The following is a 17,510-nucleotide window of genomic DNA, read 5'->3' as shown; positions in this document are numbered from 1 at the left end:
GGCCTCGGCGTGCTCCTCGACGAGCCAGTTCGTGAGGGTGTTGACCATGGTCCGGATCTGGTTGTTGCTGCGAATGGCCTCGTCCGAGGCCTCGTCGAATTCAAAGTCCTCGGGATACAGGACGATGTCCACGTCCTTGGCGTGGCTGAGTTCGCGCAGCTCCAGCGGCGTGAACTTCACCTGGGCCGGGCCGCGGCGGCCAAACACGTGGACGTCGGTGACCGGCGAATCCTTGAGCGCCCGGTAGACGTTGTCCGGGATTTCGGTGACCAGGAGTTCATCGGCGTGCTTGACAAGCATGCGGGCCACGTCGAGGGCCACGTTGCCGTTGCCGATCACCGCAATCTCCTTGGCCTCCAGCGGCCAGTCCCGCGGCACGTCCGGGTGGCCGTCGTACCAGGAGACGAAGTCGGCCCCGCCGAAGGATCCCTCCAGGCCGATCCCGGGAATATCCAGGTCCGCGTCCTTGATGGCGCCGGTGGAGAAGATGACGGCGTCGTAGAACGCGCGGAAGTCATGCAGCGTCAGGTCCCGGCCATAGGTGACGTTGCCGAGGAACCGGATGTCTCCGCGGTCCAGGACCTTGTGGAGCGCGTTGACAATCCCCTTGATCCGCGGATGGTCGGGAGCCACCCCGTAGCGGATGAGGCCGTAGGGCGCCGGATAGGCTTCGAAGAGGTCGATGCTGACCTGGAAGTCGCCGTCCTTGACCTCATTGGATTTCGTCAGGATGTCCGCGGCGTAGACACCGGCCGGGCCCGCGCCAACAATCGCGACACGGAGGGGACGAGAGGATGTGGATTCGGCCGAGTTGGACACCGGGAGCCCTTCTGAGTCTTAGGGACAGCGCCAGTAGATACAGCGCACAGGCCACTATTCTAAATAGATCGGAAGAGCGTCGTGTAGGGAAAGAGTGTAGATCTCGGTGGCAGGTGGTGTTATTGGTTTTGTGCCTAAGCCCGAAGGATCCTTGTCCCCCGCCCCCTTGACAGCGCCGGCCAGCCCGGCCGCTGGAGCAGGGCCGGTGCCGGCCCGGCCGGGCGGACCGGCACCGGTGGACAAGGACACGACGGCGGGAATCCTGTTCGGCATCGGCGCCTACGGGCTCTGGGGGCTGCTGCCCCTGTACTTCTACGTCCTGCATCCGGCCGGCGCGGTCGAAATCGTCGCCAACCGGGTGGTCTGGTCCCTCCTGTTCTGCGTCCTGCTCATCACCGTCACACGGTCCTGGCGGGTGCTGGCTGCTGCTTTCCGGGACCGCACTGTGATTGGGCCGCTGTCCGTCGCCGCTGCCCTGATCGCGGTGAACTGGCTGACGTACACCTACGGCGTGACCACCGGCCAGGCCGTCGAGGCCTCCTTGGGCTACTTCATCAACCCGCTGGTCTCCGTATTGCTGGGGGTCTTCGTCCTGAAGGAGAAACTGCGGCCGCTGCAGTGGGCCGCCGTCGGCATCGGCTTCGTGGCCGTCGGGGTGCTGACGGTCTCCTACGGCAAGCTCCCCTGGATAGCACTGACACTCGCGCTGAGCTTTGGCCTGTACGGATTCGTCAAGAAGCGCGTGGGCCCGCGGGCGGAGGCGATCACGAGCCTCACCGTGGAGACGATCGTCCTGGCGCCCGTAGCTGCGGCCACCATGATCTTCCTCGCGGTCAGCGGGTCGGCAACTCTGGCCGCAAACGGTGCGGGACATTTCTGGCTGCTGGTGGCGTCAGGCGTCATCACCGCGGTGCCCCTGCTGTTCTTCGGCGCGTCCGCCCGCCGTCTGCCGATGACCACGATCGGCCTGCTGCAGTACTTCGCGCCCGTCCTGCAGTTCATCGTGGCGCTCGTCGTGTTCAAGGAAACCATGACACCGGACCGGTGGGCCGGTTTCGGCGTCGTCTGGCTGGCGCTGCTGGTATTGACCGTGGACATGCTGCACACGGCCCGGAAGAACTCCGTGACCCGGAAACGGGCCCGCGCCGCCGCCTAGCTCTACCGCCCCGGCGGGTTGGCGGCCTGCGCACCCCTGCCACTGTGCGTTAGTGTCATCATGAAGGGGACATGTCGGGGCGAAATTGAGGATTGCTGGTGCCACACGAGGATCGTGAAACTCAGGGCGGGCGCGACATCTCGTCCCTGGACTTCGACAGCAACGGCATCTTGCGCCTTCAGTGGGCCCGCGGCGTGGTGATTGATGCCCCCAACGCCCAACTGGCCATGGATCGCGTCAATGAGTTGTGCGGCGGCCGGCCCACGCCGCTGCTGATCGACATGGCCACCACGGAGTCCGTCAGCCGGGCCGCCCGGGCCGTGTTCGCCAAGCACTGCGACGCCTCGGCAATCGCACTCCTCGGCTCCTCCGCCGTGGACCGGGTCCTCGCCAACTTCTTCCTCGGCGTCAATTCCGCGCCGGTTCCGACACGCTTTTTCACCAACGGTGAAGAGGCGGTCCGCTGGCTGACCTCGCAGGGCCATGACGGGGCGTGATGATGACCGCCGCCTCGAGGAACTCGTGGACGGCATCGTCGTACTGTCCTCCGGCGATCTGTCGAACCGGCTGCCGGTCTCACCGGCCCGGGACGGGATAGACGCAGTCACCACCGGCATCAACCTGCTGGCCGAAGAGCTCCAGAGCATGTACGAGGACCTGGAAGTCCGCGTCGCCGAGCGGACCGCGCTCCTGGAGGCGGCCAAAGCCGAACTCCGGCGCGTCATCAACACCGATGAGCTGACCGGCCTGGCCAGCCGCTCGCTGCTGCAGGAAAAGGTGGCCGAAGCCGTTGCCGGGGCCGGCACGGGACGCCAGCCGGCCCTGATCCTGATGGACCTTGATTCCTTCCGGCTCATCAACGACAGCCTCGGCCACGCCGCCGGGGACGCCGTGCTGCGCGAGACGGCCCTGCGGCTTAGCGCCGCGGCCGGACCGGGCCACTTGATCGCACGCCTCAGCGGGGATGAATTCGCGGTGCTCGTCGCGGACCAGGACACGGAGTCCGTGCTGCAGACCGCGGCCCGGCTCGGCGAATCACTGAAGGACAGAATCGTTGCCGGCGGTGTGGCGGTCGCCCTCACGGCCGGCACCGGTGTCCGGCTGGGCGAACCGGGTTTGCGAAGCGAGGAACTCATCCGCGATGCCGACATCGCCATGCACGAGGCCAAGAAACACGGCAGGGACACCCTCCTGGTGTTTTCCGCGGCCATGCACGAGGCCGCCAAGCAGCGGGTTCACCAGGTGGCGGAGCTGCGGACGGCACTGGCGACGGACCAGCTCGAGCTGGAGTACCAGCCCATCATGGACCTGCGCACCGGAGCGATCGCCGGCACCGAGGCCCTGATCCGCTGGCGCCACCCCGCCTTGGGCCTGCTGGGGCCGGATACGTTCCTCGACGCCGCCGACGAGGCCGGCCTCACTGTGGAAATCGGCCACTGGGTGCTCCGGAACGCCATCGCACAAACCGGCCGCTGGAAGTCCGGTCCGGGGCTTCCCGCGGACTTCAGCACGCACATCAACCTCTCCCCCGCGGACCTGCACCACGTCGATCTGGCACCCTACGTCGAAGGCCTGCTGGCCCAGCACGGCGTCGAGCCCCGCCATATCTCGATCGAAATCACCGAAACCGCGATCATGCGCGGCGGCCCCGAAGTAGCCGCCACCATGCAGTCGCTCAATGACCTCGGCGTCCGGATCGAGATCGACGACTTCGGCACCGGCTATTCCTCCATCAGCTACCTGCGCACGCTCCCCGCCGCGCAGGCGAAGATCGATAAGTCCCTGCTCGACGGGCTGACCACGGACCGGCAGCAGGAAACCTTCGTCGCCGCCATCCTGCAGCTGATCCATTCGGCCGGGCTGGGCGCCGTCGCCGAAGGCATCGAGGACAGGGAGCAAGCCAACAGGCTGCGGCAGCTGAACTGCGAGTTCGGCCAGGGGTATTTCTTCAGCCGCCCGCTCCCGGTGGCGGACATGACGGACCTGCTCGCGGACAGAGACGGCGCGGTCGCGTGAGCGGAACCGTGCCGGCGGGCAGACGCAAATCAGGAAAACGCAAAACAGGAAAACGCGTGCACTGGGTGGCAGATAGTGTCCGGCTCGCGGCCAGGGTTGCCGTGCTCTCCCTGCACCGTCCCAGCCGCCCGGACCGGCGCTGGGATGCCTTCTGGCGCGGCGTGTCCCAGGGATCCCTCCGGGAACCGGTCATCTGGGACGCCGCCCCGGGCGCCGGGAACGAAGAGATCCGGCACCACCTGCAGGTGATGGCCGGCGCGATGGACACCAGCCTTCCGGTGATCGATCTCGGCTGCGGGAACGGCACCATCACACGGCGTCTCACCGACATCTTCGCCTCGGTCCTCGGCGTCGACGTCTCACCCCAGGCCGTGGCAGCCGCGCATTCCGCGCAGCCGCAGGTCGCGGGCCTCAGTTTCCGGAGCCTGGATGCCACGCAGCCGGCCGCGGCGGCCGCGCTGGCGGGCGAACTCGGCGACGCCAACGTCTTTGTCCGCGGAGTGCTCCATGTCCTCAGCCGGCGTCGGCAGGCACGCCTCGCAGGCTCCATCGAAGCGCTCCTGGGCACCCGGGGCAGGATCTACCTCGTCGAAACGAACGTCCCGGGCGGCGCCCTGAGCTACCTGCGGGAACTCGGCGCCACCGGCAAGCGGATCCCGGGACCGCTCCGCCAGGCCATTGCCTCGTTGCCGAAACCGGGCCACTTCGGTGCCGGGCAACGCTCCCGCGTGTTTCCCCCGGACCGCTGGACCCTCATCGCGGAGGGACCCACCGTCCTGAAGACGGTGCCGATGGAGGCCGGTGGACCGCCCGGCAGCATTCCCGCGTACTGGGCGGTCCTGGCCCCGGGGACTCAGACCTCCGGGAAGGCATCCACCCGCTGGTAGTCGCGCGGGACCACCACCATCGGAACCGGAAGCGCCCGCAGCACCCTGAAAGCCGTGCTGCCAATGAACAGTTTGTGCTTCTCCGCCAGGCGCGAGGACCCGACGATCATGACCTCGCCGTCGTCCCATTCCAGGTCATCGATCGCTTCCTCGATCGTGCGGCCGTGGGCGACCTCCACGCTGACGTGGTGGCCCTCCGGCAGACGGTGCGCGGCGGCAGCGAGGACGGTGTTGGCGTGGATGTGGGCGGCGTTGACGTTCTCCCCGCCGTCCCCCTCGATGTCCAGTTCCACGAGCGAAACCAGCCGAAGCGGCACGCCACGGCGCTCGGCGGATTCGATCGCGACGTCGATCGCAGCCTCCGCTCCGACGCGCTGGCCCACCGCGAGGGTCAGACGCGTGATGGCTTCGGTATGGCGGTAGCCGCGCGGCACCAGTGCCACCGGAACCGGGGCAGCGTGCAGCAGGGCGTTGGCCACGTTGCCCACGGTATGGCGCTTGAACAGGCCGCTGCTGGCGGCACCCACCACGATCAAGCCGGCCCTGTACTCGAGAGCGGCCTCGATGAGGCCGGCCGCGAACGATTCTGCCTGTCGGACATGGAAGTGCGCCTCCAGCCCCTCGGGGACCAGGTCCATTCCCTGGCGTTCCGCTGAGCGGATCTGCTGCTCCGCGGCGCTGACCTGGTTTCCTTCCGGATTCATCGCCACATAGGGCGTGTGCCGATCCACCACATAGACCAGGTCGAGATGCGCTCCCTGCGCGCGGGCCATGGCCGAGGCCAAGGCAACGGCGTCCGCACCACGTTCGGTGGGTGTATAGCCGACTACGTATCGCATGTATGAACCCCTTTTGGGTCTGGGGCAGATGCCAGCTGCGCCCCGGGGGTTCCGGGCGACGTCGGCCGGTCTGCGTTCCTGCAGTGGATAGGAACGACTCTAGTCCAGCGGCACGTCAAAAGGTGGTGACTTATTACCCTGACCAGCACAATCTTCCGGACCTACGCTGGAATGGTCGAGGGGAGCGCACCATGGACGCCATTCGCAACGGACGGACGCGGACCGCGGGAGTGGGAACCCTGACGCTCCTGCTGGTCCTGACAGCCTGCACGCCGGCCCCGCAGCCCTCCGCCGGCAGCCAGCCGCCGTCGCAGTCCCCGACCGCCTCCGCCAGCCCGACCGCCAGCCCGTCGCCGTCGGCAACCGGGGATGCCGACGAAACGGCGCCGCCGCAACCAGGCGACAAGGTGATCTCCTCCACGGTCACCCACGACTGGTCCGTGCCGGGGCCAACCACCCCGTTCCACACGGACCACAAGAACCCGGTGCCGATCGCGCCCCCGCCGGCGGCACCGTTGCCGACGCTGTCCGCCATCGGCGCGGGCCAGCACCCCTCCGACGTGCCGCCGTACGACCAGTTGAGCTTCCGGTTCACCGGTGGCTTCCCCAGCTACGACGTCGAAACGGTCCCCGAACTCGTCGACGACGGCAGCGGCCTGCCCATCCCGATGCCCGGCACGGGAACCCTCCTCGAGGTGACCTTCCGCGGGGCCCAGTCGCACACCGCGGACGGCACGGCCAGCACCGTGACCAGTGCGCCGCCGCCGGCAATCGGATACCAGGCGCTCACCAGCTACGCGCCGGCCGGGGACTTCGAGGGCGTGCTGAGCTACGGGATCGGCGTCGGCCGTCCGATGGGCACGATTCCGGAGACGAAGGTGCGGGTCACTGAGGTGGAGAAGATCGAGCAGGGCCAGCACCTGTACGTGGTGGCGATCCAGCTGGACGCGACGGCCTGGAAATAGGACCGGACGCAGGGCCGGATGCAGGGCCGAACAAAGCCAAGCCGGAAACAGCGGAGGAGCCACGGACAAGGTGTCCGCGGCTCCTCCGCTGTGTCGCCCGTTTTCGGGTAGGGCCGGCTCGCCGGGAAAGGATCGCCTTCCCGGCAGCTCACTGGGCCTTGGGCTAGGCGTTGGCCTTGATGGCCGCGGCCAGGACTCCGAGGCCGTCCAGCAGCAGCTCGTCGCTGATCACCAGCGGGGGCAGCAGCCGGATGACGTTGCCGTAGGTGCCGCAGGTGAGTATGATGACACCCTCCTTGAGGCAGGCTGCGGCGACGGCCTTGGTCAGCTCCGGGTTCGGCTCCTTGGAGCCGGCCTGGACGAGTTCAATGGCCAGCATGGCGCCGCGGCCGCGGACGTCACCGATCACTGAACTGTCAGCAAGCTCGGCGGCGAGTTCGCGCAGCTTGCCGAGGGCGATCTCTTCAATGTGCTTGGCGCGGCCGTTGAGGTCGTACTGCTCCATCGAGCCGATCGACGCCAGTGCTGCTGCGCACGCCACCGGGTTGCCGCCGTAGGTGCCGCCGAGGCCGCCCGGGTGGACGGCGTCGAGGAGATCGGCGCGGCCCGTGATGGCGGAGAGCGGCATGCCGCCGGCGATGCCCTTGGCCATGGTGATGATGTCCGGGACAACACCTTCGTGGTTCACGGCGAACCATTCACCGGTGCGGCAGAAGCCGGACTGGACCTCATCGGCGATGAACACGATGCCTTTGTCCTTGGCCCAGTCCGCCAGCGCGGGCAGGAACCCGTCGGCGGGGACAATGAAGCCGCCTTCGCCCTGGATGGGTTCGATGATGATCGCGGCAACCTGCTCGCCGCCGATCTGCTTCTCGATCATGGTGATGGCGCGCTTGGCGGCCTCGGCACCGGTGATCTCCGGGTTTTCCTCGCGGAACGGGTAGCTCATCGGCATGCGGTAGACCTCGGGCGCGAACGGGCCGAAGTTGGTCTTGTACGGCATGGCCTTGGCGGTCAGTGCCATGGTCAAGTTGGTGCGGCCGTGGTAGGCGTGGTCGAATGCGACGACGGCGTCCCGGCCGGTGGCCAGGCGGGCCACCTTGACGGCGTTTTCGACCGCCTCGGCGCCGGAGTTGAACAGCACCGTGCGCTTTTCGTGGTCGCCCGGGGTGAGGCGGTTCAGCTGCTCGGCAACGGCGACATAGCCCTCGTACGGCGTGACCATGAAGCAGGTGTGGGTGAAGTGCTCCACGGCTTCCTTCACGGCGCCGACGACGGCGGGGTCCGAGGCGCCGACGCTCGTCACGGCGATGCCGGAGCCGAGGTCAATGAAGGAGTTGCCGTCGACGTCGTGGATGATGCCGCCGTCGGCGTCGGCCACGAAGACCGGGACGCTGGACGCGACGCCGGCCGCGACGACCGCCTTGCGGCGTTCGGTCAGGGCAACGGACTTGGGGCCCGGGAAGTCGGCCTGGACGCGGCGCTTCTGCTCGAGCCGGTAGGTGATGTCATGTGCGGTGGTGGTCATGGGAAGGCCTTCCTAAGCGTGCGGTTGAGGCGCGCGAGTTATGCGTCAGGTTGAGTTAGCAGCGTCTGCGTTATGCGTCTGCGTTATGCGTCGAGCGCACTCATGACGTGCTTGATGCGGGTGTAGTCCTCCACGCCGTACATGGACAGGTCCTTGCCGTAGCCGGACTGCTTGAAGCCACCGTGCGGCATTTCGGCGGTGAGGAGAATGTGGGTGTTGATCCAGACGGCGCCGAAGTCGAGGTCGCGGCTCAGGCGCATGGCGGTTCCGTGGTTCGTCGTCCAGACGCTCGAGGCCAGGGCGTACTCCACGTCGTTGGCCAGTTCCACGGCCTCGTCCTCGGTGCTGAACTTCTGCACCGTGATGACCGGGCCGAACGTTTCCTTCTGGACGATGTCATCGGTCTGCTTGGCGCCGGTGACGATGGTGGGCTCGAAGAAGAAGCCCTTCTCGCCCGCACGGTGGCCGCCGGTCTCGATCTTGCAGTTCGCCGGCAGGTGCTCGACGACGGAGGTGACCGCGTTGAAGTGGTTGACGTTGTTCAGCGGGCCGAAGTAGTTGTCTTCGTCGTTCTGCGAGCCGGTGTGCAGGGTCTTGGTGTGCTCCACCATGGCGGCAACGACGTCGTCGTGCACCGAATCCTGGACGAGGACGCGCGTAATGGCCGTGCAGTCCTGGCCGGCGTTGAAGAAGGCGAACTCGGCGATCGCCGCGGCGCTCTTCTTGATGTCGGCGTCGGCGAACACAATGGCCGGGGCCTTCCCGCCGAGTTCCAGGTGGGCGCGCTTGAGTCCCTTGGCGGCACCCGAGGCGACAGCGATGCCGGCGCGGACGGAACCGGTGATGGAGACCAGGCCGGGGACCTTGTGCTCGACCATCATGGCGCCGGTTTCGCCGGTGCCCAGGACAACGTTCAGGACGCCGGCCGGGAAGATCTCACCGGCGAGCCGGGCCAGCACCAGGGTGGATTCGGGGGTGGTGTCCGAGGGCTTGAGGACCACGGTGTTGCCGGCGGCCAGGGCGGGCCCGATCTTCCAGATGGCCATGAGGAACGGGTAGTTCCAGGGGGCCACCTGCGCAACGACGCCGATCGGCTCGCGCCGCACGTAGGAGGTGTGGCCTTCGAAGTACTCGCCGGCGGACTTGCCTTCCATGATGCGGGCGGCGCCTGCGAAGAAGCGCAGCTGGTCGGCGCCTGCGGCCACTTCCTCGGAGGCGATCAGGGAGCGGACCTGGCCGGTGTTGCGGTGCTGGGCCTCCACGAGCTCGTCACTGTTGGCCTCGACGGCATCCGCGAGCTTGAGCAGCATGAGCTGCCGCTGCCCGGGCGTCGTGTGCTTCCAGGTCTTGAACGCGTTCTTGGCTGCCGTCATGGCAGCGTCGACGTCGGCCTGCACCGAGATCGGCGCCTGCGCCACCACGTCGCCGTTGGCGGGGTTCACGATGGGCAGCAATCCTGTGCCGGCGGGGGTGACGAACTCGCCGTTGATGAAGTTCTGCAAGGTTTGAACCACGGTGTACAACCTCTTTCTTACTGCCAATGACGGATGTGTGACTGGTCACGAGCCTATGCCAGCAGGCCAAGGCAGGGAATAGGCACCTGCACACCATCCCCGCAGAACTTTAGTGCGCTTGACCAGCACCCGGCTATCCTGAATCCATGGCCATTTCACTCGCAGCCCTACTGGGAGTTCCGTCCCTGCATCTCACCAAGGCCGGACTCGCCGAAACCACCTGGCACCAGGACATTCTTTGGGTGGCCGTCACCGAACAGGAGGATCCGCAGCGGTTCCTCAATGGCGGCGAACTGATCCTGACGACCGGGATGCGGCTCAAGAGTGCCGCGGAGCAGCGCCGGTTCGTGCGTCAGGTCCAGCGGGCGGGCGCGGTGGGCATCGGGTTTGGGGTGGGCCTGACGCACGACGCCGTTCCGCCGGCCCTGATCGCCGAAGCCAACCGGTGGGGGCTGCCGGTGGTGGAAGTGCCCTACGAGACACCGTTCATCGCGATCGGAAAGCTCGTGGCCGACGCCCAGTCCGCGGACCACCTGGTCAAGCTTGAGCGGCTCATCGCCGGGCACCAGATCCTGGCCCGCGCCCTGCTGACCGGCGGCGGCCTGGCCGAGCTCCTGAAACATCTGGGGTCGATGCTGCGCACCGAGATCGTCCTGACCCAGTTCACCGCCCAGCTGTACAACAGCGTTGCGGGCCACCCGGCGCCCAAGGCCGAGGGCTGGGCGTCCTATCCCATCCCCACGGGACGCCGCGACGCCTGCACCCTGTGGGTGAAGCAGCCGTTCGAGGACACGGGCATCGTGGGCTACGCCCAAAACCTGATCAGCGTTGAGCTCAACAACATGGTCAAGCAACGGCAGGCGCAGCGGGCGCTGGCGGGCCAGGTCCTCGACGACGTTATCCACGGGACGCTGGAGGCGTCCGAAGCCACCCGGCGCCTGGCCGGCGTCGGCATCAACAGCACCCGCAAGAACGTGGTCCTGCTCGCCGAATCGGCCGCCCACCAGAAACAGCTGGGCAGCTCTTCGCTGCCCCAGCCGCTGGCGGCGGCGGTCGGCTCCGTCGTCGGGAAGGACCTCGTGGTGGTGGTGGCCGACGACGGCAGCGGCGCGAGCGCCCTTGCCCGCAGCCTCAGCGACCACCTAGCCGAGGCCGGGATCCATGCCACCATCGGCATAGGCGGGGCGTACACCAAGCCCAACGGCCTGCGCTGGAGCTATTTCGAGGCCCGCGACGCGGCCAGCCACGGGCTGCCGGTCAACGAGCCCGAGCGGCTGAGCCTGACCTCGCTGCTGCTGGCCAGCGAGGACGTTCCGCTGGCGGATATGGCCAGCGAATCACTGAACCCGCTGCGGGCCTTCGATGCGGCGCACGGCGCCGAACTCATGGCCACGCTGGAAAGCTACCTCGGCAACAACGGTTCGGTGGCGGCCGTCGCCGAGGAACTGACGCTGCACCGCAATACGGTCCGCTACCGACTGGCGCAGATCACCGAACTCACCGGATACGACCCCGCGCAGACAGCGGACCGGGTGCAGCTTTGGCTCGCGCTGGCAGTGCAGCGGCTCAGCGCCCGGCACCCGCGCTGACCCGCAGCCCCGCAGCCCCGCAGCCGACCACCGCCGCACACCAGCCGCAACTCAAGCAACGCGGGGTCGCTTAGCGCCCATTGAGCGGCCCGGGATGGGCGCTAAGTGACCCGCGTTGCTTTCCGTCACGTGCAGAGATATTCGCCACTAAAGGCTGAGTCACAAACATCAAACGTCTAACCTTTAGCTATGGCTAGCAGCACGGCGGTTTCCGCACTTTCCCAGACAGCTCCACCCGGCGCGGTCCGCCCGCGGGGCGTGATCGTGGCCGGCGTCGTGGCACTCGTGCTCATCGGGCTCAACCTGCGCGCCGGCATCACCGGCGCCGCCGCGCTTTTCCACGACCTGCAGGCTGTCCTGGGCTACGGCCCGCTGATCGCAGCGCTGCTCCCCTCGATCCCCACGCTGTGCTTCGCGGTGGCCGGCGCTGCCACGTCCTGGCTCACCCGGCAGCTGGGGCTGGAAAAAGCCATCCTGCTCTCCCTCGTGATGCTGGCCGCCGGGCTGCTGCTCCGCGGCGTCCCGTCCACCGGGATGCTGCTGGCCGGCACCGTGGCGGGGATGTCCGGGCTGGCCATCTGCAACGTGGCCATGCCCTCTTTCATCCGCGTGCACTTCGCGGACCGCACGTCCCTCATGACCGCCGTCTACACGCTGACCATGACCACAGGCGCCACCGCCACCGCCGTGCTGATCGTTCCGGTGGCCCAGGCCCTGGGCTCGCCGTCGGCGGGCGTCGGCGCGATCGGATTCCTGGCCCTGGGGGCGTGCCTCGGCTTCCTCCCGATCGCGGTGCACGCCCACCTCAACGCGTCCGCGACCAAGGCTGCCCGGGTCTCGCCATGGCCCCTGCTGCGGACCCGCACGGGCGCCCTGATCACCCTCGGCTTCACGGTGCAGGCGCTCCTGGCCTATGCCGTGCTCAGCTGGTTTCCCTACATGCTGGCCACCATGGGCCTCACCGCCTCCGACAGCGGGCTCATGTTCGGACTCATGCAGCTCGTCTCCGTCCCCGCCGGCATGGTGCTGGTGGCCATCGGCTCACGCCCCCGGATGCTGCGGACGGCGTTCTACCTTGCCACCGTGACCATGGCCCTGGGTATCCTGGCCATGCTGGTCCTCCCCCCTGCCTGGTCTCCCCTGACCGCTGTGCTGGTGGGCTTCGGCCTCGGCATCTTCCCGCTGGTCATGGTGATGATCAGCCGCAGCGGCCGCACCACGGCCGAGACCACCGCGCTGTCCACCGTGGCCCAGTCCGCCGGGTATCTGCTGGCGACGCTCGGCCCGTTCGGCATGGGCCTGTTGCACAGCGCCACCAATTCCTGGACGCTGCCGTTGGCCCTGCTGCTGGCCGTGGCCCTCGGCCAGATCGCGGTTGGCCACCTGCTCTCGGCCGGACCGAAGGAGCTGCGGGCCAAGGAACTGGCAGCCAAAAAGCTGCGGGCCACCGCCCCGCACGCCTCGGAAGGAACCCGGCCATGACACTCACGGCTTCGCACCGGCCACCGCTGGCGGAGGAAATCACTGCCAAGCTGCGGGCCCTGATCCACTCGGGCGAGTGGCCGCTGCAGCAGCGCATTCCGGCCGAACCTGAGCTGATGGCCGCCTTTGGGGTTTCCCGTGGCACCCTGCGTGAGGCCATCAAAGCGCTGGCCCACAGCGGAATGCTCGAGGTCCGCCGCGGGGACGGCACGTATGTCCGCGCCACGAGCGAGATCGCAGGCGCCACGCAGCGCATGTATGAGGACCACTCCCAGGAGCACATCCTCGAGGTCCGGGTCGGGCTGGACACCCAGGCGGCCCGGCTCGCTGCACGGCATGCGACGGCCGACGACCTCACCGCCCTGCGCGGTTTGCTCACCGCCCGCCGTGCCGCCTGGCTCGCCGAGGACTACGCCGCGTGGGCACGGGCAGACTGGGACTTCCATGCGCGCGTGGCCGAGGCGTCCGCCAACCCGCTGCTGCATGAGCTGTATGTCAGTTTCGGCAGCGTATTCCACAACGACCTGCTCCGCCAGCAGCGTCGGGGAGGCTTCAACGGCCTGCCGCACGAGGGCCACGACGAACTCGTGGCTGCGATTGCCGCCCGCGACGAGGCGGCCGCCGTCGAAAGCGTCACCCGGAACCTGAATTCCTGCGCGGAATGGCTCCAGGAGTAACCCAAGACTTTCCCAAGGTGCGCGGAAGATGCTCTGTCTCAGTGGCGGCCGCCACCCGCGCACCGGCCTCGCGGCCAGGCGGGTTTCCGTCATCATCGGCGTCAGCGCCGAGTCCGGACCGCCGGCCCCTGCGCCCAGCAGCGGGGGCCGGCTCGGCCGAGAGACACCCGGTTCCACCGGCGCCCATTAGGGTCTTAGTGCCGTAGACCGGACTCCAGCCGCGGTCAACACTAAGAATGGCAGGACGCCGCACGAGGGTGCCCGCGACAAGTGCAGCTGCGCCCCAGTCCCGGGCCGGGGTGCCGGTCTCGTTGGATGACAGTCTCGCCGGTGTCGCAGTGTTGTGGTTTACCTCAGCAAGTACGTCGCGAGGAGGTCGATGGTGGGCAAGAAGAAGAAAAAGTCCAAGGGCTCCGACACAGAGGACGAGCGCGCCGGGAAGAAGATGCCGCGCAAGAAGTACGAAGCGGAGATGGAGGTCCTGCAGGGTGAACTGGTCGCCATGCAGGAGTGGGTGAAGGCCACCGGAGCCAAAATCTGCATCGTCTTCGAAGGCCGCGACACGGCCGGCAAGGGCGGCACGATCAAGCGCATCGTCGAGCGGGTGAGCCCCCGGGTATTCCGCGTGGTCGCGCTCCCCACACCGACCGAGCGGGAGAAGTCGCAGATGTACCTCCAGCGCTACATGTCGCACTTCCCGGCGGCGGGCGAGGTGGTCATCTTCGATCGCAGCTGGTACAACCGTGCGGGCGTCGAACGGGTGATGAATTTCTGCACCCCGGAACAGACCCAGAGGTTCCTCGACATGACCCCGATGGTGGAGAAGGCGATGGTCGACTCCGGGATCATCCTGCTCAAGTACTGGCTCGAGGTCAGTGCGGACGAGCAGACCAGGCGGCTCGAGAGCCGCATGGATGATCCCCGCAAGACCTGGAAACTCTCTCCGATGGACCTGAAGTCCTACAAACGGTGGTACGACTACTCCCGGGCCCGGGACGCCATGTTCGAGGCGACCGACACCGCCTGGGCGCCGTGGTACATCGCGCACAATGACATCAAGAAGCGCGGCCGGCTCAACGTCATCAGCCATATTCTCAGCCAGGTGCCCTACGAGCCGTACCCGGGGCTCGACGTCGAGCTCCCCAAGCGCCAGAAGGCCGGCGATTACACCGAGCCGGCACTGTCCGTGCGGCACATCCCCACCCCGTTCTAAGCAGCGCCCCGGCGATGAGGAGGAAGTCATGAGCGACGATCCCGGAGCAGTAGCTGGGGTGGCCCCGGCGGAGGCTGACGCGAGCTGGTACGCGCTGGCACCGGCTGAAGTGGCGGCCGAGCTGAAGGTGGATCCAGTTGGCGGGTTAAGCACGGGAGAGGCGCAGCAGCGGCTGCAGGAGTACGGCCCGAACGCCCTGGCCGCCGCTAAGCAGGAGCCGGTATGGAAACGGTTCTTCAAGCACTATCAGGACTACATGCAGATCGTCCTTGTGGTCGCCGCCCTGGTCAGCTTGCTGATCGCGGAATACGGAACCGCTATTGGGCTTGCCCTGCTGACGCTGTTCAACGCGTGGCTGGGGTACCACCAGGAGGGCAAGGCCGAAGAAGCCGCTGCCTCCCTGGGGGAGATGATGAAGGCTATGGCCAAGGTGCGCCGCGACGGTGACGTTGTGGAGCTCCCCGCCGAACAGATCGTCCCCGGCGACATCGTGGTGGTCGATGCCGGTGACCGCGTCCCCGCCGACGGCCGGATCATCCTGGCGGCAACCCTCCAGATCGAGGAGGGCGCCCTGACCGGGGAGAGCGTCGCCGTCGAGAAGGACACAGAGACCATCGGCCGGCACGACGTCGGCATCGGCGACCGCCTGAACATGGCGTTCATGAACACGAACGTGACGCGGGGCCACGGCGAAATCCTCGTCACCACCACCGGTATGGGCTCGGAGGTCGGCCACATCGCCCACATGCTGTCCGGGCAGAAAGTGGAGAAGACCCCGCTCACCAAGCAGGTGGACCGGCTCACCATCTTCATCATTGTCGCGGCCCTCTTCGCGTTTATCGCCATCGTCGTGATGGGCCTGGCCTCCGGCGAGTCCTTCGCGGTGCTCTTCGGAATCGGTGTGGCGCTGGCAGTCGGCTCCATCCCGGATGCGCTGCCCGCCGTCGTCACCACCATCCTGTCGGTCGGGTCGGTCAATATGGCCAAGAAGAACGCCATCATGAAGGTCCTCCCTGCGGTCGAGACCCTGGGCTCCACCTCGGCCATCAACTCGGACAAGACCGGCACCCTGACCCTGAACCAGATGACGGTCCGCGAGATCACCACAGTGCAGCACCACTACACCGTCAGCGGTGAGGGCTACAGTTTCGACGGCCAGATCCAACGGACCACCGGGGACGCCGAACGGGACCTGGACTACGTGATGTTCTCCTGCGCGTTGTGCAACGACTCCGATATCAACGACGGCGAGGTGGTCGGGGACCCCACCGAGGCGGCGCTCTACGTGCTCGCGCAGAAAGGCGGCGTGGACGTCAGGGAATTCCGCCGGAACAACCCGCGCGTGGCGTCGGTACCGTTCGATTCCGACTACAAGTTCATGGCCACATTCCACCGGATGCCGGGGGACGATGGCAAGCCCGTGATCCGGGCCTACGTGAAGGGGGCACCCGACGTCCTCCTGAGCAGGTCCTCGTTCGGCCGGATGCCGGGCGGCCACGCCGAGCGCCTCACCGACGAAATGCGGGGCAAGGTGCTTGCCGAGAACGATCGCATCGCCAGCCAGGGCAGGCGGGTGCTCGCCCTGGCGCAGCGCGAGTTCGACCCGGCGACGTTCCAGCCTTCGGGCGACCTGATGGCGCTGATGCAGGATCTGGAGATTTCGGCGCTGATCGGCGAGGTTGACCCGCCGCGCGCCGAGGCGGTGGCCGCCATCGCCAAGGCAAAGCACGCCGGCATCCGGGTCCGGATGATCACCGGCGACCACGCCGTCACTGCTGCGGCGATCGCCGACGAACTGGGCATCAGGGGCCGCGCGGTGACCGGGGCCGAGTTCGCGGCGATGAGCGACGCGGAGGCCGACAGCCAGGTAGACGGGATCGGCGTGATCGCCCGTGTCGCCCCCGAACACAAGGTACGGCTGGTCGAGGTGCTCAAGCGCAAGGGCAACATCGTGGCCATGACTGGCGACGGCGTGAACGACGCGCCGGCCATCGCGGCCGCCGACATCGGGATCGCGATGGGCATCACCGGCACCGACGTCGCCAAGGGTGCGGCAAAGATGATCCTGGCCGACGACAACTTTGCCACCATCGTGGCGGCGGTCGAAGAGGGCCGGCTCGTCTACGACAACCTGCAGAAGTTCATCCGAATCCAGGTCGCCAACCTGTTTATGTTCATTCTGGCGTTCATCGGATCCTCGGCCTTCGCCATAGCCGGCACGGCCCTGCTCAGCCCCGCCCAGGTGCTGTGGATCCACATGGCGATCGTCGCCCCGATTGGGGCCGTGATGGGCCTGGATCTCGCGACGCCGGGCATCATGGACCGCAAACCACGGCCCTTCAACCAGCCGATCCTCGTCCGGTCGATGATGGTCCGCCTGTTCATCGTCGGGCTTTTCATGGCGGCCGCGACGCTGATCCTCGTGCAGATCGGCAAGACCACCTACGGTTCACTGGAGGTCGGCCAGACCATGGCCGTGGTGGGGCTGGGGCTGATGAACATCTTCGTGGCGCTCAATCTGCGTTACCCGACCGAGAGCGCCTTCGGGCCCGCCACGGTGTCCAACCCGAAGCTGCTCTGGGCGTTCGCGTGGGCCGTCCTCGGCTCGATGCTGATCACCCAGATGAAGGTGATGCAGGACCTGTTCGGCACGCTGCCGCTTACCGGCCAGCAGTGGCTGCTCTGCCTGGTGCCTGGCGTGGTGCTGCTGTTCCTCGGTGAAATCTTCAAGATCATCCTGCGGGCCCGGCAATCGAAGGGCCGGGCCGCAGTCTCGGCTCCCCCGGTTCCGGCGTGAGAGTGCTCTTCCGGCGAAAGTGCGACTG

14 protein-coding genes are annotated in these 17,510 nt (G+C 67.4%); 10 read left to right on the top strand and 4 right to left on the bottom strand.

From position 1 onward, the window contains the following. Nucleotides 1-819 (bottom strand): FAD-dependent oxidoreductase (locus Y706_RS0111390; protein ID WP_028276693.1); only part of this gene is annotated, 819 nt, incomplete at its 3' end. A 235-nt stretch (nucleotides 820-1,054) separates the two neighbouring features. Between Y706_RS0111390 and rarD the strand changes: the two genes are divergently transcribed. The 4 genes from rarD (at nucleotide 1,055) to Y706_RS25025 (ending at nucleotide 4,878) form a co-directional block, all read left to right on the top strand. Continuing rightward, nucleotides 1,055-1,975 (top strand): EamA family transporter RarD, encoded by a 921-nt coding sequence (rarD, locus tag Y706_RS0111385; RefSeq protein WP_156945121.1) that lies wholly within the window; start codon nucleotides 1,055-1,057, stop codon nucleotides 1,973-1,975. 92 nt (nucleotides 1,976-2,067) lie between these two features. Beyond that, nucleotides 2,068-2,472 carry a DUF7793 family protein gene (locus Y706_RS0111380; protein WP_084476084.1) on the top strand — a complete coding sequence of 135 codons (405 nt, stop codon included), beginning with the start codon at nucleotides 2,068-2,070 and terminating at the stop codon, nucleotides 2,470-2,472. Then, nucleotides 2,459-3,991, top strand: coding sequence for a putative bifunctional diguanylate cyclase/phosphodiesterase (locus Y706_RS0111375; RefSeq protein ID WP_028276690.1), 1,533 nt, complete (start codon nucleotides 2,459-2,461; stop codon nucleotides 3,989-3,991). Before Y706_RS0111380 ends, Y706_RS0111375 begins: the two co-directional genes overlap by 14 nt. 56 nt (nucleotides 3,992-4,047) lie before the next feature. Further along, nucleotides 4,048-4,878: a class I SAM-dependent methyltransferase gene (locus Y706_RS25025; protein ID WP_052355061.1), complete on the top strand. Its 831-nt coding sequence runs from the start codon at nucleotides 4,048-4,050 to the stop codon at nucleotides 4,876-4,878. Here Y706_RS25025 and Y706_RS0111365 read toward each other — a convergent pair. Next, nucleotides 4,845-5,717: a universal stress protein gene (locus Y706_RS0111365; protein ID WP_043436029.1), complete on the bottom strand. Its 873-nt coding sequence runs from the start codon at nucleotides 5,715-5,717 to the stop codon at nucleotides 4,845-4,847. The two genes, Y706_RS25025 and Y706_RS0111365, sit on opposite strands and share 34 nt — an antisense overlap. A gap of 191 nt (nucleotides 5,718-5,908) precedes the next feature. On the opposite strand from Y706_RS0111365, the gene Y706_RS27475 reads away from it, so the two are divergent. Continuing rightward, nucleotides 5,909-6,682: an AMIN-like domain-containing (lipo)protein gene (locus tag Y706_RS27475; protein ID WP_052355060.1), complete on the top strand. Its 774-nt coding sequence runs from the start codon at nucleotides 5,909-5,911 to the stop codon at nucleotides 6,680-6,682. A 163-nt stretch (nucleotides 6,683-6,845) separates the two neighbouring features. Here the strand turns inward: Y706_RS27475 and gabT are convergent, their stop codons facing one another. After that, nucleotides 6,846-8,210, bottom strand: a complete 1,365-nt coding sequence (gene gabT / locus Y706_RS0111355) for a 4-aminobutyrate--2-oxoglutarate transaminase (RefSeq protein WP_028276688.1) — start codon at nucleotides 8,208-8,210, stop codon at nucleotides 6,846-6,848. A gap of 83 nt (nucleotides 8,211-8,293) precedes the next feature. After that, the gene (locus Y706_RS0111350) at nucleotides 8,294-9,724 is read right to left on the bottom strand and encodes a gamma-aminobutyraldehyde dehydrogenase (protein WP_028276687.1); all 1,431 of its coding nucleotides are present in this window, start codon (nucleotides 9,722-9,724) and stop codon (nucleotides 8,294-8,296) included. Between the two features lie 146 nt (nucleotides 9,725-9,870). Between Y706_RS0111350 and Y706_RS0111345 the strand changes: the two genes are divergently transcribed. The 5 genes from Y706_RS0111345 to Y706_RS0111325 all read left to right on the top strand — a co-directional run bounded on the left by Y706_RS0111345 (nucleotide 9,871) and on the right by Y706_RS0111325 (nucleotide 17,482). Next, the gene (locus Y706_RS0111345) at nucleotides 9,871-11,313 is read left to right on the top strand and encodes a PucR family transcriptional regulator (protein WP_028276686.1); all 1,443 of its coding nucleotides are present in this window, start codon (nucleotides 9,871-9,873) and stop codon (nucleotides 11,311-11,313) included. A 189-nt stretch (nucleotides 11,314-11,502) separates the two neighbouring features. Then, nucleotides 11,503-12,795 carry an MFS transporter gene (locus Y706_RS0111340; protein WP_043436028.1) on the top strand — a complete coding sequence of 431 codons (1,293 nt, stop codon included), beginning with the start codon at nucleotides 11,503-11,505 and terminating at the stop codon, nucleotides 12,793-12,795. Then, a complete protein-coding gene (locus Y706_RS0111335; RefSeq protein WP_028276684.1) occupies nucleotides 12,792-13,472 on the top strand; it encodes a FadR/GntR family transcriptional regulator in 681 nt (226 codons plus the stop codon). The genes Y706_RS0111340 and Y706_RS0111335 overlap by 4 nt, the downstream gene beginning before the upstream one ends. Before the next feature lie 379 nt (nucleotides 13,473-13,851). Then, entirely contained in the window at nucleotides 13,852-14,685 is an 834-nt protein-coding gene (gene ppk2, locus Y706_RS0111330; protein ID WP_028276683.1) for a polyphosphate kinase 2, read from the top strand. A 28-nt stretch (nucleotides 14,686-14,713) separates the two neighbouring features. Continuing rightward, nucleotides 14,714-17,482: a cation-translocating P-type ATPase gene (locus tag Y706_RS0111325; protein ID WP_043436027.1), complete on the top strand. Its 2,769-nt coding sequence runs from the start codon at nucleotides 14,714-14,716 to the stop codon at nucleotides 17,480-17,482. The last annotated feature ends 28 nt before the right edge of the window (nucleotides 17,483-17,510 follow it).

The sequence above is a fragment of the Arthrobacter sp. I3 genome, assembly GCF_000520575.1.
In the GTDB taxonomy this organism is placed as follows: Bacteria; Actinomycetota; Actinomycetes; order Actinomycetales; family Micrococcaceae; genus Arthrobacter; species Arthrobacter humicola_A.
Note: the sequence above shows the minus strand (reverse complement) of the source record. Positions and strands in the feature narration are given on the sequence as shown.